Source organism: Inquilinus sp. KBS0705 (assembly GCA_005938025.2).
Lineage (GTDB): Bacteria > Bacteroidota > Bacteroidia > Sphingobacteriales > Sphingobacteriaceae > Mucilaginibacter.
On sequence record VCCI02000001.1, the window covers coordinates 2,048,882 to 2,072,812 of the forward strand.

Genomic DNA, 23,931 nt, shown 5'->3' on the forward strand with positions numbered 1-23,931 from the left:
AACATTAGGTATCAATATCATTTAACATTTGCTGCTCTAAAAATAAAATTCGTTGAAACCTATGTGTTGCTTATATCGTAATAACGGTAATATTTTACAATGAGGAGGCTGCTATTATGAGCGAATTATTTTCATCATCATTATTTACTTTTTGCTTTTTCCTGGTTATAGGGTCGGTTATTGTATATTTAATTTTAAAGTTCGACACAATACAAAGGCAAAAGCTTAACCGCATAATGGCATCAACACGCGATGTAAAACCATTGTTTGAGCAACAGGCTACAGGCGACAAATTACATACTATTAAAAAAAAATGCAGCGATAATGCAATAGCGCACAAGCAAATTGCACAACAGCTTGACGAACTGGTTGCCAATTACGATAAAGGCAAAATATCGTTACCCGATTACTGCTCACAGCTTAACCGTTTGCTGGCAATGGTGGCATAATTAGTTGTTGCAAGGCTAATATTAACTGTAAATTATTTTTAGCTTTAACACCTACTATGACCGGCCATTTACAAATTGTTACTACTGCCGATGGTTCAAAAACCATTTACAACGCCAATGTTGGCGAAAACTACCACTCGCGCCATGGGGCACTGCAAGAGAGCAGGCACGTTTTTATACAATCGGGGCTGGCATACTTTTTAAACAATTGCGGCACTATACCCGCGCAGGTATCGGTATTAGAGGTTGGTTTTGGTACAGGCCTCAACTTTTTACTCAGTGCCGATTTTTGCACCACCGAACAAGTTTATTTAAACTACACCGGTATTGAAGCATACCCGCTTGATACCGCCATGATAAGCGAAACAGGCTACGACCAATATGTGCCTACCCCTATTTGGCAGGGCTTTTTAAATAGTTACCGCCAGGCTTTATTGGGCCCGGTAAAGGTTAACGATACCTGCCAATTACAACTTGTCGCGCGCAAACTAATGGATTTTAGGACCGACGAACGTTTTGATGTAATTTACTTTGACGCTTTTGCGGCGGTGCACCAGCCCGAAATGTGGGACGAAGCCGCTATCACTCATACCCTTAAATTTTTAAAGCCCGGCGGTGTGTTTGTTACCTATGCCATTACCGGCAACCTAAAACGAACGATTAAAGCTTTAGGCCTAAAGGTTGAAAAAGCCCCCGGTGCACCCGGCAAACGCGAAATGCTGAGAGCAGTAAGCAGTTTGCAGTAAACGGTTTGCAGTTAGCATATTGTTGGGCAAGCTGATTAAAAAAGCAATGTGCAAACTGCATATTGCAAACTATTACGCGCCAACTGCACACTGCAAACTGCAAACTAATTATATTTGTATATAACTATACACTATGCCACTTATACCACCTGTTACCGCTCATGATCCATCAGCAGCGTTTCAACGCTTGCTTAGCATTATGGACGACCTGCGTATCAATTGCCCATGGGACAAAAAGCAAACTCTGGAAAGCCTGCGCCATTTAACCATAGAAGAAACCTACGAACTATCTGATGCTATACTAAGCGGCGATATGGATGAAATAAAAAAGGAGTTGGGTGATATAATGCTGCACCTGGTTTTTTACTCGCGCATAGCATCCGAAACTAATGATTTTAATATAACCGGCGTACTAAACGGCATTTGCGACAAGCTAATAAACCGCCACCCGCATATTTACAGCGATACCGAAGTAGCCGACGAAAACGACGTAAAGCGCAATTGGGAGCAAATTAAGCTTAAAGAGGGTAACAAATCTGTTTTAGGCGGGGTACCTGCATCTTTACCGGCGCTGGTGAAAGCATCGCGTATACAGGAAAAGGCCCGTGGTGTAGGATTCGACTGGGATAACAAGGACCAGGTTTGGGCCAAGGTAGAAGAAGAACTGCAGGAGTTTAAAGACGAGTTTAACCATACGGATGAAAAGGATATAGACCACGAAAAGGCCGAGGGCGAATTTGGCGACCTGCTGTTTTCACTGATCAATTATGCCCGTTTTATCAATATTAACCCCGAGGACGCCTTAGAAAAAACAAATCGTAAGTTTATTAAGCGCTTCCAATACCTGGAGAGCAAGGCAAAGGAGCATGGCAAGCAATTACACGATATGAACCTTGCCGAAATGGATGTTTTTTGGGAGGAAGCAAAAAAAGTTTAAACCAATTGTAGCGTTTGCCTAATTTATACGTAACGCTATTGTAACACAATAGATATGAAAAAAAGTTTAATTTACTTAATACCCGTACTGGTTGCCTTAGCATCAGGGTGTTTAAAGACTGCCGAGAATGTTCCGAGAGTTTATCCATCGGGCACTTATTCGGGCGAATTCAGGCGTTTACACAAACGTACCAACAGCGCAATAATTGATACGACAAAGGCTAATATTAATATTGTATTTGAACCGGGCGTTGGCTACAAAGTTTTAGGCGATACACTTACTGTGCATGCAGGCAGTAAAGGGCATTATGGGTTTGCCACCAATGCTAATTATGTTGCTTTTGATGACGACACCTATCCTAAAACAGGCACGCCTGCAAAAACGCACCTTTCGGGTACTTACCAGTATTATTTTGATGGTAGTAGTGTTTTACAGATGGTAGCAAATTCGTTAGATACTTTAAGCCTGCAATACGACCTTAAAAAGGTTAACTAAATATTGCATAAATAATTAAAAGCTTGTGCATGGTTAACCGGCACAAGCTTTACCTATATAATATTTTGCTTACGTGTTACACTTTAGCACGTAACCGCGTATTGCAAATATCAACTTAAGCGGAATTAATAATTATTAATGCATTTACTACACCGCGTTACTGAAGATGAAATTGTCAGTAATTGCAAAAAAGGCAGCCTTAAACACCAGGAATTGCTGTATAAGCAGTTTTATGGCTATGCTATGGGTATAAGTATGCGCTATAGTTTAAATAGCGATGATGCCATTGAAGTGGTTAACGATGCATTTATAAAAGTGTTTAATAATATCAATACGTACAACACCGATAAACCATTTAGGGCCTGGCTGCGCACTATTATTGTAAATACTGCTATTGACAGGCGCCGTAAAGAAATAAAGCACCAGGCCAATACCGATTTAGATACCGCCATTGGCGTGGGTAGCAGCGCAAGCGTTATTGGCAGTTTAAACGCGCAGGATATTTTAAAGCTGATGAAAAAGTTACCCGAAATTCAGCTTACTATTTTTAACATGTACGAGATAGACGGGTACAACCATGATGAGATCGGTAAAATTTTAAACCTTCCTGCAAGCTCATCAAGGGTATATTTAAGCAGGGCGAAAGATAAATTGAGACAGTTAATTACTACAGAAGCACAAAGCCATGGATGAGCAGTTTGATAATAAACTAACAGACCACATCAGGGACGTGTTTGAAAATTTTGAACATCCGGGCGCTGATGAGGGCTGGATGAAGCTAAGGGAGAAATTCCCGGCGCAACAAAGCCGCAATAAAGTTGTGTGGCTATGGTGGGGCAGCGCTGCCGCTGTTTTGCTTGTGTTTTTAGGTGTAGGCTTATGGTACGATAACAAACCCACCAAAAACAATGATGTAGTAGCTGCAAAGCCGGCTGTTAAACCACAACCAAACAAAGCCGATACTGTTACCAACGCTACCAACAGCATTGCGCTAAATAGTGCCCCTGCAACAAATAATTCCGCTAAACAAAACGGTGCTTTATCTGCAAAACCATATGCCAGCCCTGCAGGTAAAAACACCCATACCAATTTTGGCCCTGCAAATACCTATATACCAGTAACCCCTACAAAAGCTTACACCGCTGCTGTATTACCTAAAAATAATACAGCAGCAGGTGTTACTAACCCGGTTGATACCCAAAAAACTACTACTACTTTACCTGTAACAACCCCGCAAATAGCCAAAGCCGAGCCGCATAAGGTTGATAATACATCTGCACAGGTAATAGCAGCACAACCGCCGCTTACCGATAATAAAACCAACAGCATGGCCGCTGCCAGGCAATCCACTAAAACCATTACCCAATTACTTGCCGAAGAACAAGCACAACAGCCTTACAAAAAGCAAGCGAGTAATAAACAAGACACCCGCAAGGTAGCCTTTAGCGTATACGCTGCTACCTACTTTAACTATGCCGAAGGCAGTAAAAACCAAATGAACGCCGGTGCCGGTTTTACCTCGGATATTAAGCTGACCAAAAATTTAAAGTTATCTACAGGCCTTGCATTGGCACAAAATACCTTAAGCTACGATAATACACCGCCTGTCACAAATGGTGTTGCCCTGGTAGCATCTGCACCGGCGCAAATACGGTCCGACGGGTTGTTTGCCGTATCTGCAGCTGTACCGCAATTCCGTAACTATAATGCCAGCCTGGTTGGCTTAGATATACCTGTAAATATTAAATACGAGTTTAATCCGCAAAAATCAGATACCTATATATCAGCGGGCTTAAGTTCGGGTACGTTTATAGACGAGCGCTACACCTACACTTACAACTATACCTACACCAGCGCCGACGCTAATAAAAATATTATAACCACAGCATCAACCACTACCGAAAATGAGACTACCCGTAAAAGCTTTAACAACTTTTATTTTGGTAAAACCTTAAACATTGCCTTTGGTGTGGGTGTACCGGTTGGCAAAAGTAACCGACTGATTTTTGAGCCTTTTTTAAAATACCCTTTAGGTGGTTTAGGCACGCAGCAGATAAACTTTGGTGCAGGTGGTTTAAACCTTAAGTTTAATTTTAAAGGGGTCAAAAAATAGGCGCGCGCGCCCTCCTCCATTCTCCGGCAACAACAACTTTAGGCTTAGTATAGAAAGTAAACGGTTCACGGGGTATATACTTATTAAATAACTATCAGAGCCCTGCATAACTCAATACAATTTTATAGTTTTATAAGCGAATATTTTGATTAAACCTATACTATCATTTACATATGAAGACCCAAATGCCTTGATATGTAAAAGCATGGTATTGCCGTATCTTCAAATAGGTAACCTATGCTTTTTTTATGCTTAAACTTTTTTCTCAAACTACATTTCTATTCTTCTTTTTAACATTATCAGTTGGTGCAGCTAATTGTTTTGCTCAAGAGCCGCCTGTAAACCAGCCTTTACTTTCGGGCTTAACCATATCAGGCAAACAGTTGGTGCCAGGCTTTGACCGCAATACATACAATTACTCGGTTGATAGCGTTGGGTTTGAGGTAAGCTCATTAATGTTAACGCCGTTAACGGACAGTACTGGCCTTAACATTAAAATTGAGGGCATTACGATTGCCTCAGGTATCCCGTTAAATATACCGCTAACCGTTGGGCAAAATGCTATCAATATAATTATTACCGGGCCCGATAGCGTAGTAGCAGCAACTTATACAATTAATGTATACCGTAAAAAAAATATCCTAACCGCTATTGTGCTAAGCACGGGTACGCTGTCGCCGGCATTTTCACCCGATTCGCTTAATTATAAGGTAACTGTACCATTGGCTACTTCATCCATAAAAGTAACGCCAACTGCCAACGCCATCGCGGCGGCTATTAAAGTTAACGGAGATATCGTGCTATCTGGCAACCCTTCAAATAACCTTACTTTACAGCTTAGCCCTACGCCCATTAGTGTAACTATACAAACTAGCGACGATATTGTAAAAACGTACAATATCACGGTAAAAAGGCTTGGCGCAACGGCCCTGTTAAGCAATCTTACATCAAACGTAAGTTTCTCTACCCTATTTGATCCAACTACTTTTAACTACACCGCCACAGTAAGCGACGATATAAGCAGTATAGCGCTATTACCAATTGTAGCCAATTTAGGCGCAAGCATACAAGTTAACAACTTACCTGTATCCGGCACCCTTATATTACCCCTTACGCTGGGCAATAATACGATAGCTATAAAAGTGACCGGAACAGATGCAGCAGTAAAAACCTATACGCTATTGATAAATAAATTGGCTGGTAAAACCAGGTTATCCGGCATCAGTTTAAGTGCCGGCACAGTAACGCCCGTATTTAACTCACAAACCTTTAGCTACACAGCCAAGGTGGGCGCCGAGGTTAATGAGATAAACATACAGCCGCTGGTAGCTAACGATAGCGTAAACGTAACTATAAATGGTGTTGAGCATGACAGAAACGCCGTAGTAAAAGTGCCGCTTAACGTGGGCACGTCAAATACTTTTACCATACAGGTAGCCGCGGCCAATTCACCAACTACAACCTACACCCTTGTGGTAAACCGCGATGCGTATCCGCCCGCGCCAGCCATTAATACGGGTAGCGTGCTGGTGTACCAGGGCAAATCGGGTGTTAATTATTTGTATAGCGTTTCGGTGCCGTTTGAGCAAACCTATGTTTCGCTGGGCGCAGTCAAATCAATCCTTAACGGAATTACTACAAACCCGCCAAATACCAATACCGGCTATAACAGCTCTATAAAAGTGGGCGTAAACACCTTAGTGGTGCAGCCGCAGGGGGTAGACTACCAGTATACCATTACCATAACACGCGCTAAACAAAACCAAACCATAACGCTTGCAGCCCAAAGCAAAACCTATGGCGATGGGGATTTTTCACCTGCTACTGCCTCATCAAAACTGGCAATAACTTACAATAGCAGCAACAACAATGTGGCTACCATTGTAAATGGTAAAATACATATAGTAGGGGCAGGTACAGCTAACATTACCGCCAGCCAGGCAGGTAATGATATATATAATGCAGCAACAAGCGTAATCAAAGCGCTTACCATAGCCAAAGCGCCACAAACTATTACGTTTGGCCTGCTTACTAGGTTTGTAACAGACGCTGATTTCAGCCCGTCAACAGCATCATCCGGTTTGTCAGTAACATATAGCAGTTCAAACTCCAAAGTAGCTATCATTACAAATAATAAAATACACATTATTGGTGCAGGGACATCAACAATAACAGTAACGCAGGCGGGTAATGATAATTTCAGTGTAGTTAATGCAAGCAACGCCCTAACAGTAAACAAGTTGCCACAAACAATAAAAGTTGTAAAATGGGTGTCATCCATTGGCGATTCGGCATTTGTTGTTGCAACGGCATCATCAAATCTTCCTGTTTCATTAACATTGATGGAGTCGCTTCCTAAAGATGTTTATACTATCATAGGCAACAAGATCAAACCTAATAATACTAAGGCAGGGAACGCAAGATTTTATTTAAAACAGCAAGGGAACGCCATATATGCCGCAGCTCGTTCTTTTTCTGTGGTAACCGTCGTTACACTAAAACAACAAACCATCACATTCAATACGGAAAGTAAAAATTATGGCGACCCTGATTTTATTCCAGCCGTAAATTCGTCCGGACTACCTCTAACATTTTATACGTTAAACAGCGAAATAATCTCGGTGGTTAATAATAAGTTTCATATAATAAAGCCGGGTAAAGCAGAAATAATTGCAAGTCAATTTGGTACTAAAGAGTATGAACCAGCATCAAATAGAGTGGTTATGGTTGTAAATAAGGGTATTCAAACACTCCAATTTAACACTGCTAATAAATACATAGGCGATGCGGACTTTTCTCCAGCTATCATAAGTTCGTCATTACCCATCAGCTATACCAGTTCAAACCCTAACGTAATTTCTGTCATCAATAATAAACTGCACATCAATGGCGCTGGCGAAACCAATATTACAGCTACGCAATCGGGTAACGCATACTACACTGCAATACAACATGTAACCCGTACTATAACGGTAAATAAGGCAAGCCAAATTATTACTTTTCCAACGGTCGCCAAAAAATACGGCGATGCCGATTTTTCACCTGCCGCAGCTTCATCCGGTTTACCTGTTGCCTATACCAGTTCAAATGCAAAAGTAGCTACTATTGTTAGCGGCAAGCTACATATTACAGGTGTGGGTACGGCAACCATTTTTGCCAGCCAGGCCGGTAATACTACATATACCGCGGCAAAAAGTATCACTCAAACACTTACAGTAATTAAAGCGCCGCTTACCATAACCGCCGATAACAAAACCAAAAAAGCAGGCCAGGCCAACCCGGCGCTAACGGCAACCTACAAAGGCTTTGTTAATGGAGATGATAAAAATGACCTCGGCACCCAACCCAAACTGGTAACCACGGCGGTTACATCGTCAAAAGCAGGCAGCTATGTTATTACTGCAAGCGGAGCTGCGAGTAGTAATTATCTAATTACTTATGTAGCCGGTAAACTAACGGTGGCTGCATCGTCGGTAAAGTTGAATGATATTGATGTGCCTGCACAACCCATAGTTAGCAGCGCCCTATCGCCCAATGGCGATGGTATAAACGATGTGCTAAACATTGCCAATATCCAAAACTATCCGGATAATACTTTAAGCGTAATGGATGTTAACGGAAACAGCGTTTACGAGGTAAAAGGATATGATAACCAAAACAGAGTATTTGACGGGCACTCCAAAAAGGGGGCAATGCAAAAACCGGGGACGTATTACTACATCCTTACTTATAAAGACAGTACCGAAAGTAAACGGTTAACGGGGTATATCCTTATTAAATAGACCATTTAAGCCCTTCATGTGCGGGGCTTTTTATTTAAACCTGATGGCTTTTACCGGCGATATACGGCTAACCAGCATAGATGGTATGACGAGTACCAGCAGGCAAATTGTTAGCGTGCCAATATTAAGTAATAGCACATCGCTCCAGTCTATTTTAATGGGTACAAAGGTCATGTAGTAGCTGGCCTGGTCAAGCTTAAAAAAGTGTGTAGCCCCCTGGAAATAGCCAAGCCCAAGGCCCAGTAAATTCCCCAAAAGCAATCCCACCCCTATTAAGTAAGCTGCGTTGTATAAAAATATCTTTTGAATAAGCCAGTTACCGGCGCCCATGGCCTTAAACATGCCTATCATGGCGGTGCGTTCCAATATCATTATCAGCAAGGCCGATATCATGTTGATAACCGCTACAGCCGTCATTAGCACCAGCATTACTACGGTGTTTACATCCAGCAGGCCCAGCCACTCAAATATGGTGGGGTAATTATCTGTTATGGTGTACGATCGCAGATAAACCGGCAATTGATTATCAATATCATTGGCTGCTGTGTTTATCACATCAAAGTTTTTTACTCTTACTTCGTAGCCGCCAACTTCGTGGTCATTCCAGTCGTTAAGGCGTTTTATAAGGCTAAGGTTGCCTACAACAAAGGTTTTATCCACCTCGTCAACGCCTACGTTAAATATGCCTACAATTTTCAATTTTCGTTTGCGCGGCGGGTCCTGTATAAAGTACATCAGCAGGTCATCGCCTGCCTTTAGCTTTAAACGGTTGGCTGTTATCTGCGATATCATTATCTGCGTATTAGCCGCAACCGAATCTTTAAAATCGATAACCATGCCGGCCACCAGCGCTTTTTTAAGATACTCCCAGTTGTATGTTTTATCTACTCCCTTTAAAACTACGCCCTCAATTTCGCCGTTGGCTTTAATAATACCGGGTTTTGTAGCGTAAGGTGTAATGCTGTAAACGCGGCTAAGCTTGCCAACTTTATTTAAAACATTGGCGCTATCGGTAAATGACGAGTTTTCGTACGAATTGTTCAAGTCGGCCTTTACAATTTGGATATCGCCAGAAAAACCTCGAACTTTTTCGCGTATCTCCTGTTTAAATCCCTTTATAACGGCTAACGACAGTATCATTACCCCAAGGCCCAGCATTATCCCAATTATGGCTATGCGCACAATTAATTTGGAAAACGTACGCTTTGATTTAAACGTAATACGACTTGATATAAACCCGGCGAAACTCAATGCAGAATGATTTTTGTACCTTCGCAAATATGCGTTTTTAGTACTAAACATACTGCTTTTAAATTTGCTTTACATTATAAAATTATAATTAGGATGAAGTTATTAATGCCAATTATTGCGCTGGGCAGTATTATTTTAAGCTGTAACAACTATACCAAAACGCTTACCAACAACACTACCCGCCCTGCTGCCGATACTGTAAAAAGCGCCAAAGCCATTATACCCGCTGCCGAGCAGGTACCTGTTTACATTGCTTACCTTAAGGGTAAAAACGTGGGCATGCTGGTAAACCAAACATCGGTTATAGGCCCTAAAAAAACACCCGTGGTTGATAGCTTGTTAAAGGCAGGCATCAGCATCAAAAAAATATACGGCCCCGAGCATGGCTTTAGGGGCGATGCCAGCAATGGCGCTACCATTAATAACGACATTGATAAAGCTACCGGCCTGCCGGTGATATCGTTATATGGCAAGCACTACAAACCCACCCCCGACGACCTTAAAGGCATCAACCTGATGGTGTTTGATGTGCAGGATGTTGGCACCCGGTTTTATACGTATATATCTACCCTGCATTACCTGATGGAGGCTTGCGCCGAAAACAATATCGAGCTGATGATACTGGACAGGCCGAACCCTAACGGTTACCTGGTTGACGGCCCAACATTGGATACTGCCTACCGCTCGTTTGTGGGTATGCACCCTATACCCGTATCGCACGGAATGACCATTGCCGAATATGCCCAAATGATAAATGGCGAAGGCTGGCTAAAAAACAAGATGCAATGCAAGCTTAAAATAATTAAGATAGCCAACTACGCGCACAACATGCGCTATGTTTTGCCGGTTAGCCCATCGCCTAATTTAAATTCGGCACAGTCGATATTGCTGTACCCGCACATCTGCTTTTTCGAGGGCACTAACATTAGCTTGGGCAGGGGCACCATGTTCCCTTTCCAGATACTGGGCAGCCCTTTGCTAAAAGACAAGTATAGTTTTTCGTTTAAACCGGTAAGTATACCCGGAATGAGCGAAAACCCGCCCCTAAAAGACCAGGTTTGCTATGGCATCGACCTTAAAAATTACAATATGCAAACCATCCTGAGTAATGGAAGACTTAATTTAGCATGGTTGATAGATATGTATAACCAGTACCCGGATAAGGAGCACTTTTTTATCCCCTATTTTACTAAACTGGCAGGCAGCAAAACATTGCAGCAGCAAATAGTAGGAGGTAAAACCGAGGCCGAGATACGTGCCAGCTGGGAACCATCGCTATCGGCATTTAAAGTAACACGCGCCAAATACCTGTTGTATAAATAGGCACAGCGGCGGTTTTCGTTCTTAACCATGGCTTAGGGCCATTATGTAAAAGGTATATGAGAATTATATTTATGGGTACGCCCCAGTTTGCAGTAGCATCGCTTGATGCCTTAATTAAAGCAGGTTGCGATGTAGTTGCCGTAGTAACCGCACCCGATAAACCTGCCGGCCGGGGGCAAAAGGTAAACCAATCTGCCGTTAAGCAGTATGCTGATGCCAATGGCATTAAATGCCTGCAGCCCGAAAAGTTGAAAAATTCGGATTTTTTGACAGAACTGCAAGCCCTGCAAGCCGATCTGCAAGTGGTGGTAGCCTTTAGAATGCTGCCCGAAGTAGTTTGGAACATGCCGCCAAAGGGCACTATTAATTTGCATGCCTCTTTATTGCCCCAATACCGTGGTGCTGCCCCTATTAACTGGGCCATCATCAACGGCGAAAAGGAAAGCGGCGTAACAACCTTCTTCTTAAAACACGACATTGATACCGGCGATATATTATTTACCGAAAAAGTTACCCTAACCGGCACGGAAACCGCCGGCGAGCTGCACGATCGCCTGATGAACAAAGGCGCAGGATTGCTGGTAAAAACGGTAAAGGGTATCGAGAGCGGCCGCTATAACGAACACCCGCAGGAGCAACTGGCCGAAGGGATAGAACTAAAGCATGCCCCTAAAATATTTAAAGCCGATTGCCTGGTTGATTTTAACCAACCTGCCGAACATGTGTATAACCTTATACGCGGACTAAGCCCATCGCCTACTGCCTATACCCTGCTCAACGATAAGGTATTAAAAATATACGGTGCCGAATATGAGCTTACCGAACCTGGTATAGCCGCCGGCGGCTTTATCACCAACAACAAAACCCACCTTAAATTTGCCACCAAAGATGGTTTTGTAAGCCTTACCGATGTGCAGCTGGAAGGCAAAAAACGCATGGGGATTGAAGAGTTTTTGAGGGGTAATAAATTGTGATAGTCGTTTTCTAATACATCCAAAAGTTTACTTTTGCCGTTATATAATATATCATGACATTTACCGATAGCCGAATAGCCCGCTTACAAGCCGAGATTGCCCCCTTACGCCAACAGTTAATAAGCCACCAATTATACAATCACATAAACAGCATAGACGATTTGCATGTTTTCATGCAGCATCACCTGTTTGCTGTTTGGGATTTTATGTCGTTACTTAAGGCTTTGCAACAAAACCTAACTTGCACCTCCCTGCCGTGGATGCCCGTAGGCAATGCCAACACCCGCTACCTTATTAACGAAATTGTAACCGGCGAAGAAAGCGATGTTGACCATACCGGCCGCCGTACCAGCCATTTTGAATTATACATACAGGCAATGGAACAAGCCGGCGCCGATACATCGGGCATTGTATCGTTGTTTTACCAGCTTAGCAAATATACGGATGTTACTACCGCCCTAAAAAACGCGGATATACCCATTGCAGCCTACAACTTTGTTAAACACACCTTTGAGGTGATAGCCACCAATAAAAGCTTTTTACAGGCCGCCGTATTTACGTTTGGCCGCGAGGACCTGATACCCGGCATGTTTATAGAAATGGTTAAAAAGCTAAACGGCCAGCTACCCGGTAAGGTGGAGATACTGCTATACTACCTGGAGCGCCATATAGAGGTTGACGGCGACCACCACTCGCAACTGGCCTACCAAATGACCGCCGAACTGTGCGGCGATGATGAAAATAAATGGATTGAAGCAACCACCGCAGTTAAACAAGCCTTACAAGCACGCATAGCGCTATGGGATGGCATCCTGACTAATATAAAAGCGGAAGTAGTGGAAGGGTAATAATAAAATTATGTAATTTTAATTGTGCCTAATACTTATACTCAACTTTATGTACATATAGTTTTCGCTGTTAAAAATCGTTCGGCATTGTTAAATGCTGAATGGGATGAGCGGTTAAGGTTATATATTACAGCAACTGTACAAAACAACAATCATAAAATATTGGCAATAAACAATATGCCCGACCATGTACATGTTTTTATCGGACTTAATCCCTCCCAATCCATTTCAGATTTGATGAGATTAGTTAAGGGAGATTCTTCTGAATGGATAAATAAAACAGGGTTAACCTCTTCCAAATTTCAATGGCAGGAAGGATACGGCGCATTTAGTTATAGTAAATCGCAGATTAATAGTGTTGTGAAATACATAGCTAATCAGCAGGATCACCATAAAAAAATTACATTTTTAGACGAGTACAGGAAGTTGCTTGTTAATTTTGATATTGAATTTGACGAACGCTACATATTTAAACAGCCAGAGTAAACTTGGTTTAAGGGTAGCACCTACGGCGCAAAATTACTTCTCCTGCTGTTTGCTACAAAGCGGTTATCCCTACGGGATATCTACTGTGATTAAACTGTCTATATAAAAAAATGCTATGCTGTTTTATAGAGCTATCACTTGATAGTAACCAGTCTTTATAGATAATCGCTTTAAAGTTCCGTAGGAACTACCGCTTTGTAGAAATATGATTAACGAAACCAATTTTTGCCCCGTAGGGGTTACCCTTAACCAACCTTACAACTTATTCAACTCATCCATTAGCCCTTTGCTAACGCGGTTAAAGTAGCGTTTTACGCCGTAGCCCATTACCCATTGTATGCCTTTGCTGGCGTTGGTTAAAAAAACCTCGTCGGCTTCGTTTAATACTTCGGCATTTATTTGGGCCTCGGTTACAGGTATGCCATTGTCAAGGGCCAGCTTTATTACTACCTGGCGCATCACACCTTCAACACAGCCCTCGCTTAGCGCCGGGGTATACAGGTGGTTTTGGTACCACACAAACAGGTTAGAGCTGTTGGCTTCGCACAAAAAGCCGTTTTGGTTTAGTAAAAAAACATCATCCAGCCGGTTTTGCTGCTTATACAGGGCGGCCATCACATAAATAAGCGAGTTACATGTTTTTATGTTTGACAGGTAGTTGAACGGCTTGGGCAGCTCGCTAAAAACATCCATTATCAGGCCCTTGTCGTTTAAAAAATAGCGGGGCTCGTCAAGGGGTTGCAGCTCAAGGCAGTAGCCCATTTTGTTTTGGCTTGGGGTATATAAACCTTCGGCATCGCGGTAAACGGTAAGGCGCAGGCGGCCATGCTTTACCTTGTTGCGGCGGGCAAGCTCCTCTACCTTATCTTTTAAAAACCAGGTATCGGCCTGCGAATAGCCATCAATTTTAAGCGCTTTCATGCCTTTTTGCAGGCGCTGGGCATGCAATTCGGCAAATTTTAGCTTGCCTTTCATCAGCCGCATACTTTCAAACAAGCCATCGCCATATTTAAATGCACGATTGGCCACAGTAAGCAACTGGCTCTCTGCAGGTAATATCTCTCCGTTAAAATTGATGTAAACAGGCATTATTAATGTGCAGTTTTTAGCTGTGCAAATTTGCAGATTTCTGTTGGTAAATATTACAGCTAATAACGCTGATGCTGTAAATTAGATTGCCTTAATTTAAATTTATTACCACTACCCCTGGCTACCCGGTGCATTGGCACTGGTGTATTTGCGCCATTTTTCTAAAACGCCTTCAAAATCGGCGGGCAGGGCGGCCTCAAAATACATGTCCTGTTTTTTTGAAGGGTGCTTAAACCCAAGCGAAGCCGCATGCAGGGCCTGGCGCGGCATAATTTCAAAACAATTATCAACAAACTGGCGGTACTTGCTAAATACTGTTCCCTTTAAAATTTTATCGCCGCCGTACATGGCATCGCTAAATAGCGGGTGGCCTATATGGCGCATGTGCGCACGTATCTGATGAGTGCGGCCTGTTTCCAGCTTGCATTCTATCAGGGTAACATAGCCCATGCGCTCAAGCACCTTATAATGCGTTACCGCCCACTTTCCCTTCTCGGGGTCATCGTATATCGACATCACCCTCCTATCGTTCACACTGCGGCCTATATAGCCGCTAACCGTGCCATCCTGCTCAATATCGCCCCAGGCAAGCGCAATGTACTTGCGGTTAATGGTATGGTCGTAAAACTGGCGGGCCAGGTAATTCATGCTGCGCTCGTTTTTACTAATAAGCAGCAGGCCCGATGTATCCTTATCAATACGGTGCACCAAACCCGGCCGGCCATCGTTGCCGGGCAAGGTTGGCAATTGCTGAAAATAAAACACCAGCGCGTTAACCAGCGTACCGGTATAGTTATTATAACCGGGGTGCACCACCATACCGGCCGCTTTATTCACTATCAGCACGTCATCATCTTCGTAAACAATATCAATGGCAATATTTTCGGGGTAAACCTCGGTATCGCGCGGTGGGTGCGGCAATACTACCGATATTACATCCTGTGGCTTAACCTTATAGCTGGCTTTAATAGGTTTATCGTTAACCAGCACATTGTTTAGTTCAATAGCGTTTTGTATGCGGTTGCGCGATGCATTCTCAATACGGTGCATCAAAAACTTATCAATGCGCAATAAGGATTGCCCCTTATCTACCACCACCCTAAGGTGCTCGTAAAGGTCCTGTTCTTCCTGGTCAAATAGGTCTATATCTTCCGGCATACCGGCGCAAAAGTACTTGTTTTTTATTTTGCGTTGATTTTAAAAAAACTATTACTTTTATGCCATGAAAAAAACCTTTACCTTCCTCACAATCATTGTTTTATCTGCCTTTGCCTTTAGGGTAAACGCGCAAAGCGGTTTCTCCGACCTTATCAAGTCGAGCCCGGCAGATGCAACCAAACTGATAAATGCTTATGGCGAACCTTTATTTAAAGGTTTTGGTGTTGGCATGAACAGTGGCTGGAACAGCACAGCTAAAGCAAAAAAAAAGCTGAAATTTGAATTGCGCATCTCAGCAAGCGGCGCCTTTGTGCCTGCATCATCAAAATCATTTGATGTTACACAGCTGGGCCTGTCAGACCACGTAGGTGTACAGCCCGGATCGCCAAACAATACGGCCACTTTTGGCGGTAAAGACGAAGCGGTAACCACCTTAAACACTTACAACGACAGCCATCAAAAAGTTGGTGAGTTTAAAATGCCTAAAGGTGTTACGCCAATTATCCCTGCACCGCAAATACAACTAACCGTTGGTGTAATAAAAAACACTGATCTTACCTTACGCGTTATCCCCAAGGTTAAGTTGGGTGATGATATTGGCTCGGTATCGCAATTTGGCTTTGGTGTTAAGCACAACATTATGCCCGATATTTTAGGTAAAAAGGCTAAAGTTGTTCCGTTTGACCTGGCCCTTGCATTTGGTTACTCGCGCTTAAATTTAGATATCCCGTTGGATGTTAAGCCTGAAGGCAATGCACAGCCCGAAAGCTCGAGCACTAAAACTGATTTTAGTAACCAACGTATAGATGGCCACTTTAACAACTTCCAATTACAGGCCATTATTTCTAAAAAACTTACGGTGTTTACACCATTTTTAGCTGTTGGTTATAACACTTCAAAAACCAACGTAGCTGCATTAGGTAATTACCCTGTAACTACTGATGCCATTCTTGGTCAAAAATATTACACCACCTATACCGACCCGGTAAGCATTAAAAAAACAAGCATAAACGGCTTGCGTGCCGATCTCGGTTTTCAGTTAGAGCTTGGCTTTTTCCGTATATACGCTGCAGCAGCTGTAGCAGAATATACATCAGTTAACGCGGGTATTGGTTTTGGATTCTAAGAAACCCCATCTGCATATAGATATCTTCAGCCCCGTACAGCAAATAACCAACAAACTATTTGCTGATAAGGGGCTGAAGTTTTTTATAAAGCGCGACGACCTGATACACCCCATTATATCGGGCAATAAATGGCGCAAGCTTAAATACACTTTACTACAGGCACAAAGTCTGGGCAAAACCCACCTAATTACTTTTGGCGGGGCATACTCTAACCATTTACTGGCTACCGCAGCCGCTGCCGCGCAGTTTGGCTTTAAAACTACCGGTATTGTGCGTGGCGAAGAGGTGCAAAACGACACCTTATTTTTATGCCGCCTGCATGGCATGCAATTGCTATTTACCGACAGGGACAGCTACCGCGATAAACCCGCATTGTTTAAGCAGTTTTCTGCCGATGACACAAAAGCTTTTTTTATTGACGAAGGCGGATCATCGCCCGAGGGTGCCAAAGGTTGCAGCGAATTGGTAGAGGAACTGCCCCAGGTGTATGACCATATTTTTTGCGCATCGGGCACTGGTACTACCGCGGCCGGCATTATTAACGGAATAACTGCCCAACAGCTAAGCACACATTTTAACGCTGTACCTGTATTTAAAAACGGCGAATTTATAAGGGCCGAAATAGACCGCTATTTAACCGCCCCGGCCAATTACAGCCTGCACACCCAATACCACTTTGGCGGTTATGGCAAAACCACGCCCGAATTGATCCAATTCATCAAAACCTTTGTAGCCGACACGGGCATACTGATAGAACCTATATACACCGGCAAAATGCTTTATGCCATTTACCACCTGGCCGCCAAGGGCCACTTTGCCCCCGGCAGCACCATACTGGCCATACACAGCGGCGGTATTTGGGGGTTGTTAGGGATGAAAGAGAAGTTTCTGTAGATGTGCAGATTCAGATATGCAAATGTGCAGATTTCAGATATGCAGATTGGCAACTTGCATATCCCATACGTCATTGCGAGGCACGAAGCAATATTCGATAGAAAAGTATATATGAGTATTAGACGATTGACACTCCGTTAGCCAACGGACCGCAATGACGTGCGGGATGTATAGTTGGCGAGTCGACTCACCCCGAATGCGCTTCGCTGTTCGACCCTCTCTCCGCAAGCGGAACGAGGGTGAAAAGCTCTTTTTTAATCCTCGTTATATTTAACCCTCTTTGTGCGCAGCAAAGAGAGGGTCGACGAACGCAGTGATGTCGGGGTGAGTCAACGGCGCAGAGGCATAACTGACTAACACACCCCTGCCCCCTCTCAAGGGTAACTATATATGAGTTGGGACAAGGAAAGTTTAGAATATTTTATAATAGAAATGGGAAAGTAAATAAACTATAGAAGCACCAATTATAAATAATAATCCATGCTTACGCATGTCTTTTAAAGCTTGTGCTTTTTCTGCTTTACGTTCTTCTGTTTCTTCAATCATGTTGATAAGGTTTATCGAATATACAAAAACATATAATAAGCCACCACATCCACAAGGTGGGTCAACTATTGTCCTGAAAAGTACGAGAAAAGTGAGTTAAAAATACACGGTACTTTTGATGAAGTGATTAAGGCTTCGTTTTTAGGGAAACCGCCTGAAAAGGCAAAGGGCAAGAAAAGTAAATAATGATTATATTTAGGCCACAAGTGACTTAAATATGAAAAAACTCATCTTTATTGCATTATTGTTAATAGTATCCATAAAATCTATTGCACAAGGTGGAAACGATAATATAAGCCAAAGAGACTCTATCGAATTAATTAAAGCATGGAATGTATTCAAAAAAGAATTATTCAGTAAGGACATCAATGCTTTAAAATTGCTTTCATCCAAGATAGTTTCCGGGAAATGTATGTTGATGCCTATCGACCCTAATTGCAACTCATTAACCTCGCCAGATAAACTGTTAGGCCTTTTTTTTAAGGAAATGTTTCCGAGCTGTCGTAGAATTATTCTTACAGACAAATATCATCTCGCCGTATACAGTTCTATAAAAGATAAAGATATGAAGATAAAATATCCGACACAGTTTCAGATTTGGTTTACAAGTAAGTCGGAGCCTGGCTATCAATTTGCATTTATATTTGAGAAGATCGCAGGAAAATTTAAGTTTTCTGGTTTAGATAGGATGCCCTAAATCTTTGTCCCAACTGATATATAGTTTACCCTCTCAAGAGAGTAATAGCCCATGAGTAGACAGATTTTTTTTGTATATTTATGCAAATGAATGTAAGCGAAGTATTTACAAAGTTTTCAAGTCAGGGAACTTGTATTCAGCATTTGGAGGAACTACGATGGCAGGGAGAGCCTCAATGTCCTTATTGTAATAGTAAACAGAGCAGTCATCGAAAAGACACCTACCGCCATCAATGCAATAATTGTAATAGCAGTTATAGTGTTTCAGTAGGGACAATTTTTGAAGATACGAAGCTGCCTTTGTTTAAATGGTTCTTAGCTATCAGCCTAATGTTGAATGCTAAGAAAGGATTATCGACATTACAATTAGGCAGAGATATCGGGGTTAACCGCAAAACTGCCTGGTATCTGCAAATGCGTATAAGGAAAGCTATGCAAGAGGGTGATGATAGTGATCTTTTTAAGGGAATCGTAGAGGTAGACGAAACTTATATAGGTGGTGCCCAGCGAAATCATTCTAAGCAAAGGCGGTAGGAAAGGCGCGAAAGCGGCTTAAATTTCACTGGGATGCAGCACAAAAAAGCAGTAATCGGTTTGTTAGAGCGATCGGGAAGAATAAAGCTGGAGGTACTTGAAAAAAACACACGGCAAGACTATAAAACCCATCATTGAGCAAACGGTAAGTAAGGAGGCTCGTTTGGTAACTGATGGATTTGGTGGATATTCGGGCCTTGATAAACAGTATAAAGAACACCAGGTGTTGAACAAAGAAAAAGAAGAGTACGTGCGTGGTGAATATCATACAAATACCCTTGAAGGTTTTTGGACACTACTTAAGCGAGGCATTTATGGCCAATATCATAAGGTTTCAATTAAGCACCTTCAAGCCTATCTAAACGAATTTACATTTAAATATAACCACAGAGATAATAAGTCAAATTTCAACCTGCTTCTCAACAGAAGTTTAACACCATCTGTCATATGATGGGCTATTACTCTCTCAAGAAGGAAGATATCTTTCTTCGCAATGACGCCCGGTAGTATAATGGGAGTTCACCCTCTTTCCGCAAAGCGGAGAGAGGGTCGACGAACGTAGTGATGTCGGGGTGAGTCAACGGAGCGGAAACATGACAGCACCCATTGAGAAATCAAAATAAAAACAATAATTGTTAAAATTACACTTATTAATATTTTTTGTAGTTTTAGTGTGCCAATACAACCATCAATGATTAGGAAAACTTTTTTAACTATTTGCGGCGCAGGTATGCTTTTATCGGCACAGGCGCAAACGCCCAGGGTTTATACCATACAGGCCGATAAAATTAAAACACCTATACAAAAAACCATGTACGGTATCTTTTTTGAAGATATTAACCAGGGTGCCGATGGCGGTGTGTATGCCGAATTAATAAAAAACCGTTCGTTTGAGTTTAACATGCCGATGATGGCCTGGGAAGAACATAAAAAAGATGGCGGTGATGGCAGGGTAGAAGTAATTAACCGCGCTACAGAAAGGCCCGAAAACGCTCACTTTATAAAAGCCTACGTAACATCGGAAACAGGATCATTCGGCCTTGAAAATGAAGGTTTTCGTGGCGGAACCGGTATTAAAGAAGGCGAGACATACAGCTTTTCGGTAATGGCCCGGCAAGGTGGCGAAGGCAACGTAAAGCTTAATATAGAATTGCATGGCGATAACGATGCCATTATAGGTAAAGCCGAACTGAATGCCCCCGATAAGGAATGGAACCGTTACAGCGTAAAATTTACGGCATCTGCCACCGCTAAAAAAGCGAAGGTTTACGTTTGGCTAAGTGGCAAAGGCGTTATCGACATGGATATGATCTCGCTGTTTCCCGAACATACCTGGAAAAACCGCCCTGGAGGTTTGCGAGCCGACCTGGTGCAAAAACTTGCTGATATTAAACCGGGTTTCCTGCGCTTTCCGGGCGGATGTATTGTTGAAGGGCGCGAATTGAATACCCGCTATCAATGGAAAAAAAGTATCGGCGATATTGATAACCGTACCAACATCATTAACCGCTGGAACACAGAATTTGCGCACCGCCCCGCGCCTGATTATTACCAAACCTTTGGCCTTGGCTTTATGGAGTATTTTATGACTGCCGAAGATATTGGCGCATCGCCGCTACCTATATTGAATTGCGGGATGGCCTGCGAGTTTAACACATCCGAAATGGTGCCCTTAGATAAGCTTGACCCTTATTTGCAGGATGCGCTTGATTTGATTGAATTTGCCAATGGCGATACAACTACCACCTGGGGTAAACTGCGTACCGACCTTGGCCACCCGGCTCCATTTAACCTGAAACTGATTGGTGTAGGTAACGAGCAATGGGGACCGCAATATATAGACAGGTGGAAGATATTTACCAAAGCCATAAAAGCTAAATACCCGGATGTAAAAATAGTATCGGCATTGGGCCCCTTTCCAAAAGGCCCGGAATTTGATTTATTGAATAAAACCTTCCGTAGCCTGGGCGCCGATATATTAGACGAGCATTATTATGCATCGCCAAAATGGTTTAGGGATAATGCACGCCGTTACGATAATTACGACCGCAAAGGGCCAAAAATATTTGCCGGCGAATATGCCGCGCAAAGCGTACAAACCGGCAGCCCCTTAAATAAAAATAACTGGGAATGCGCCCTTGCCGAAGCAGCCTTTATGACCGGCCTTGAGCGTAATGCCGATGTGGTAAACATGGCCTCATACGCACCGCTTTTTGCCCATGTAGACGGCTGGCAATGGACACCCGACTTGATCTGGTTTGATAACCTAAAAAGCTACGGAACGCCAAACTACTATGTACAGCAATTGTTCTCGTTATATAAAGGTACCGATGTAGTTCCCCTGATGCTGGGCAACAACTCGGTTGCCGGGCAGGATGGTTGTTATGCCACCGCCAGCCTGGATAAAAACACCAACGAGCTAATTATCAAATTTGTAAACACCGCTGCTACAGCGCAAAACGTAAGCTTTAAAATAAACGGCGGCAATTACCAGAAAAAAGCTGCCGTGATAACCCTGCACAGCGAAAAAGGCAGCGACGAAAACTCCCTTGATAACCCAACAGCAATAAGCCCGGTACAAAGCACCATGACGGTAAGTGAAAAATTGGTAAACGTTAATGTGGAGGCTAATACGTTTAAAATAATCAGGTTGAAGAATAAGTAGAATTTCGGGGATGATAATATCAATTGTGCGATTCCCCTCTTTAAAGTAATGGCGCTAACTTTGAACTGATTGAAAATATTAGCGCCATTACTTTCGGGAGAGGAGATACCTTCAAATTGACGGCATATTAATTCGAAATCTGCACATCTTCCGCACATCTCTGCACATCTGTACATCAAAAATATGGCATACCAAATGTGCGTTCGGTACAAAAACCAACTTTAGTTAATTTAAAGTTACTTTTTGGGCAATCGGTTCAAAAACCTTTAAATTATTGTTTTTGAGGCCTTTTTGTTAGATTTGGTGCATACTAAATTAGAACCATTTATGAGCACTACGCCGGTAACCCCACAAAACGTTCAGGCCACTTTAAGCAAACATATCCTGGCAGACGGTTTCGATCTGACCTTTGATATGGAGAAAAGCCAGGGCGTTCATATCTACGATTCGAAATACAACGCTACCCTGCTTGATTTTTTTACCTGCTTTGCATCGGTGCCATTAGGTTATAATCACCCCAAAATGCTAAATGATGAGGTTTTCAAAAAAAACCTGATGCTGGCGGCATTAACCAACCCATCCAACTCCGACATTTATACCGAGCAATACGCCCAGTTTGTTGATACGTTTGCCCGTGTAGGCATACCCGATTACCTGCCCCACGCCTTTTTTATTGCAGGCGGCAGCCTGGCTATAGAAAACGCGCTAAAAGTAGCCATGGACTGGAAAGTGCAAAAAAACTTTGCCAAAGGCATTACAGCCGAAAAGGGCTTTAAAGTGATACACTTTGAGCACGCTTTTCATGGCCGCTCGGGCTATACCTTAAGCTTAACAAATACACAGCCGGTTAAAACCAAATGGTTTGCCAAGTTTGATTGGCCAAGGGTATCGGTACCAGAGATACACTTCCCGCTTACTGAAGCCAATATGAACGACCTGCTAATGCGCGAGGCCCGTTCTATAGCCCAAATAAAACAAGCTTTTGCAGATAATAAGGATGATGTATGCGCTATTATTATAGAGCCTATACAATCGGAAGGTGGTGATAAGCACGTGCGCCGCGAGTTTTTAGAGCAGCTGCGCCTGCTTGCCGACGAGAATGAAGCCATGTTGATATACGACGAGGTGCAAACCGGCGTTGGCCTTAGCGGTAAGTTTTGGTGCCACCAGCATTTTGGCGAAAAGGCAAGGCCGGATATTTTGGCCTTTGGTAAAAAAATGCAGGTTTGCGGCATACTGGTAGGCAACAAGGTAGACGAGGTAGAAAACAATGTGTTTAAAGTATCGTCGCGCATCAACTCTACCTGGGGTGGTAGCCTGGTAGATATGGTAAGGTCGGCCAAGATAATGGAGATCATAGAAGAGGACCATCTTTGCGAAAAAGCCGCTAAAACCGGCGAATATCTGCAAAACAGGCTAAAGGCTGTTGCTGCCAAAAACGACAAAGTGAGCAACGTGCGCGGTAAGGGTTTAATAACCGCCTTTGATTTCCCTACTACAGCAATGCGCAATAAGTTTATAAGTATGGGGCTGCAAAATAATATTATGTACCTGGGCTGCGGCGATCAAAGCATCCGTTTTAGGCCCGCACTTATTATGGAAGAGCATCATATTGATGAAGGAATAAACATGCTCGAAAAAATATTGCCTAATCTTTAAAATTGACGTTCATTTAATAATTAAAATGTAATAATATTGCTACAGGCACCTGTTTAAAATAAACAGGTGCTTTTTTTATTTATAAAAATACTATAATCGCAACTTTACGTTATTATAATATATTAAGTTATAGATGTAGCAAATACCACACGTAACATT

At 42.7% G+C, this 23,931-nt stretch carries 21 protein-coding genes; 18 read left to right on the forward strand and 3 right to left on the reverse strand.

Annotated features, from left to right (window positions below; genetic code table 11):
• Positions 1-116: 116 nt before the first annotated feature.
• The 7 genes from FFF34_008970 (at position 117) to FFF34_009000 (ending at position 8,522) form a co-directional block, all read left to right on the forward strand.
• Entirely contained in the window at positions 117-449 is a 333-nt protein-coding gene (locus tag FFF34_008970; protein ID TSD67504.1) for a hypothetical protein, read from the forward strand.
• 56 nt (positions 450-505) lie between these two features.
• Positions 506-1,195, forward strand: a complete 690-nt coding sequence (gene mnmD, locus FFF34_008975; GenBank protein ID TSD67505.1) for a tRNA (5-methylaminomethyl-2-thiouridine)(34)-methyltransferase MnmD — start codon at positions 506-508, stop codon at positions 1,193-1,195.
• Positions 1,196-1,328: 133 nt separating this feature from the next.
• Positions 1,329-2,132 carry a nucleoside triphosphate pyrophosphohydrolase gene (gene mazG / locus FFF34_008980; GenBank protein ID TSD67506.1) on the forward strand — a complete coding sequence of 268 codons (804 nt, stop codon included), beginning with the start codon at positions 1,329-1,331 and terminating at the stop codon, positions 2,130-2,132.
• Between the two features lie 54 nt (positions 2,133-2,186).
• Positions 2,187-2,627 (forward strand): hypothetical protein, encoded by a 441-nt coding sequence (locus FFF34_008985; GenBank protein ID TSD67507.1) that lies wholly within the window; start codon positions 2,187-2,189, stop codon positions 2,625-2,627.
• Positions 2,628-2,765: 138 nt separating this feature from the next.
• Complete coding sequence (locus FFF34_008990; protein TSD67508.1) at positions 2,766-3,320, forward strand: RNA polymerase sigma factor; 555 nt, start codon at positions 2,766-2,768, stop codon at positions 3,318-3,320.
• Positions 3,313-4,740 (forward strand): hypothetical protein, encoded by a 1,428-nt coding sequence (locus tag FFF34_008995; protein TSD67509.1) that lies wholly within the window; start codon positions 3,313-3,315, stop codon positions 4,738-4,740. The genes FFF34_008990 and FFF34_008995 overlap by 8 nt, the downstream gene beginning before the upstream one ends.
• Positions 4,741-4,988: 248 nt before the next feature.
• Positions 4,989-8,522, forward strand: coding sequence for a hypothetical protein (locus FFF34_009000; protein TSD67510.1), 3,534 nt, complete (start codon positions 4,989-4,991; stop codon positions 8,520-8,522).
• Between the two features lie 30 nt (positions 8,523-8,552).
• Here the strand turns inward: FFF34_009000 and FFF34_009005 are convergent, their stop codons facing one another.
• The gene (locus FFF34_009005; GenBank protein TSD67511.1) at positions 8,553-9,773 is read right to left on the reverse strand and encodes an ABC transporter permease; all 1,221 of its coding nucleotides are present in this window, start codon (positions 9,771-9,773) and stop codon (positions 8,553-8,555) included.
• A 105-nt stretch (positions 9,774-9,878) separates the two neighbouring features.
• On the opposite strand from FFF34_009005, the gene FFF34_009010 reads away from it, so the two are divergent.
• Genes FFF34_009010 through tnpA form a run of 4 tightly spaced genes read left to right on the forward strand, consistent with a single transcriptional unit; the run spans position 9,879 to position 13,404 of the window.
• A complete protein-coding gene (locus FFF34_009010) occupies positions 9,879-11,096 on the forward strand; it encodes a DUF1343 domain-containing protein (GenBank protein TSD68002.1) in 1,218 nt (405 codons plus the stop codon).
• A 56-nt stretch (positions 11,097-11,152) separates the two neighbouring features.
• Positions 11,153-12,070: a methionyl-tRNA formyltransferase gene (locus tag FFF34_009015; protein TSD67512.1), complete on the forward strand. Its 918-nt coding sequence runs from the start codon at positions 11,153-11,155 to the stop codon at positions 12,068-12,070.
• A gap of 53 nt (positions 12,071-12,123) precedes the next feature.
• A complete protein-coding gene (locus FFF34_009020) occupies positions 12,124-12,918 on the forward strand; it encodes a DUF3050 domain-containing protein (protein ID TSD67513.1) in 795 nt (264 codons plus the stop codon).
• A gap of 24 nt (positions 12,919-12,942) precedes the next feature.
• Positions 12,943-13,404, forward strand: coding sequence for an IS200/IS605 family transposase (gene tnpA, locus FFF34_009025; protein TSD67514.1), 462 nt, complete (start codon positions 12,943-12,945; stop codon positions 13,402-13,404).
• Positions 13,405-13,659: 255 nt separating this feature from the next.
• On the opposite strand, the gene FFF34_009030 is transcribed toward tnpA, so the two are convergent.
• Both FFF34_009030 and FFF34_009035 read right to left on the reverse strand, forming a co-directional pair.
• A complete protein-coding gene (locus tag FFF34_009030) occupies positions 13,660-14,496 on the reverse strand; it encodes a 4-amino-4-deoxychorismate lyase (GenBank protein ID TSD67515.1) in 837 nt (278 codons plus the stop codon).
• Positions 14,497-14,604: 108 nt separating this feature from the next.
• Complete coding sequence (locus FFF34_009035) at positions 14,605-15,651, reverse strand: RluA family pseudouridine synthase (GenBank protein TSD67516.1); 1,047 nt, start codon at positions 15,649-15,651, stop codon at positions 14,605-14,607.
• A 64-nt stretch (positions 15,652-15,715) separates the two neighbouring features.
• Here FFF34_009035 and FFF34_009040 point away from each other — a divergent pair, with 64 nt between their 5' ends.
• From FFF34_009040 to FFF34_009070, 7 genes are all read left to right on the forward strand, one after another.
• Positions 15,716-16,777, forward strand: coding sequence for a hypothetical protein (locus FFF34_009040; GenBank protein TSD67517.1), 1,062 nt, complete (start codon positions 15,716-15,718; stop codon positions 16,775-16,777).
• Positions 16,778-16,787: 10 nt separating this feature from the next.
• A complete protein-coding gene (locus FFF34_009045) occupies positions 16,788-17,672 on the forward strand; it encodes a 1-aminocyclopropane-1-carboxylate deaminase/D-cysteine desulfhydrase (protein TSD68003.1) in 885 nt (294 codons plus the stop codon).
• A 763-nt stretch (positions 17,673-18,435) separates the two neighbouring features.
• On the forward strand, positions 18,436-18,915 hold the full coding sequence (locus FFF34_009050) for a hypothetical protein (GenBank protein TSD67518.1): 480 nt from the start codon (positions 18,436-18,438) through the stop codon (positions 18,913-18,915).
• Between the two features lie 80 nt (positions 18,916-18,995).
• Positions 18,996-19,448, forward strand: a complete 453-nt coding sequence (locus FFF34_009055) for an IS1595 family transposase (protein ID TSD67519.1) — start codon at positions 18,996-18,998, stop codon at positions 19,446-19,448.
• A 97-nt stretch (positions 19,449-19,545) separates the two neighbouring features.
• Positions 19,546-19,899, forward strand: coding sequence for an IS1595 family transposase (locus tag FFF34_009060; protein TSD67520.1), 354 nt, complete (start codon positions 19,546-19,548; stop codon positions 19,897-19,899).
• Between the two features lie 240 nt (positions 19,900-20,139).
• The gene (locus FFF34_009065; protein ID TSD67521.1) at positions 20,140-22,113 is read left to right on the forward strand and encodes an alpha-L-arabinofuranosidase; all 1,974 of its coding nucleotides are present in this window, start codon (positions 20,140-20,142) and stop codon (positions 22,111-22,113) included.
• A 327-nt stretch (positions 22,114-22,440) separates the two neighbouring features.
• Positions 22,441-23,772, forward strand: coding sequence for an L-lysine 6-transaminase (locus FFF34_009070; GenBank protein ID TSD67522.1), 1,332 nt, complete (start codon positions 22,441-22,443; stop codon positions 23,770-23,772).
• The last annotated feature ends 159 nt before the right edge of the window (positions 23,773-23,931 follow it).

Coding starts and splice junctions, on each gene's coding strand:
- FFF34_009010 (TSD68002.1), top strand. CDS start 9,879: ATGCCAATTATTGCGCTGGGCAGTATTATTTTAAGCTGTAACAACTAT.
- FFF34_009020 (TSD67513.1), top strand. CDS start 12,124: ATGACATTTACCGATAGCCGAATAGCCCGCTTACAAGCCGAGATTGCC.
- FFF34_009015 (TSD67512.1), top strand. CDS start 11,153: ATGAGAATTATATTTATGGGTACGCCCCAGTTTGCAGTAGCATCGCTT.
- FFF34_009035 (TSD67516.1), bottom strand. CDS start 15,651: ATGCCGGAAGATATAGACCTATTTGACCAGGAAGAACAGGACCTTTAC.
- FFF34_008995 (TSD67509.1), top strand. CDS start 3,313: ATGGATGAGCAGTTTGATAATAAACTAACAGACCACATCAGGGACGTG.
- FFF34_009065 (TSD67521.1), top strand. CDS start 20,140: ATGATTAGGAAAACTTTTTTAACTATTTGCGGCGCAGGTATGCTTTTA.
- FFF34_009055 (TSD67519.1), top strand. CDS start 18,996: ATGCAAATGAATGTAAGCGAAGTATTTACAAAGTTTTCAAGTCAGGGA.
- mazG (TSD67506.1), top strand. CDS start 1,329: ATGCCACTTATACCACCTGTTACCGCTCATGATCCATCAGCAGCGTTT.
- FFF34_009040 (TSD67517.1), top strand. CDS start 15,716: ATGAAAAAAACCTTTACCTTCCTCACAATCATTGTTTTATCTGCCTTT.
- FFF34_008990 (TSD67508.1), top strand. CDS start 2,766: ATGCATTTACTACACCGCGTTACTGAAGATGAAATTGTCAGTAATTGC.
- FFF34_009000 (TSD67510.1), top strand. CDS start 4,989: ATGCTTAAACTTTTTTCTCAAACTACATTTCTATTCTTCTTTTTAACA.
- FFF34_009050 (TSD67518.1), top strand. CDS start 18,436: ATGAAAAAACTCATCTTTATTGCATTATTGTTAATAGTATCCATAAAA.
- FFF34_008970 (TSD67504.1), top strand. CDS start 117: ATGAGCGAATTATTTTCATCATCATTATTTACTTTTTGCTTTTTCCTG.
- mnmD (TSD67505.1), top strand. CDS start 506: ATGACCGGCCATTTACAAATTGTTACTACTGCCGATGGTTCAAAAACC.
- FFF34_008985 (TSD67507.1), top strand. CDS start 2,187: ATGAAAAAAAGTTTAATTTACTTAATACCCGTACTGGTTGCCTTAGCA.
- FFF34_009070 (TSD67522.1), top strand. CDS start 22,441: ATGAGCACTACGCCGGTAACCCCACAAAACGTTCAGGCCACTTTAAGC.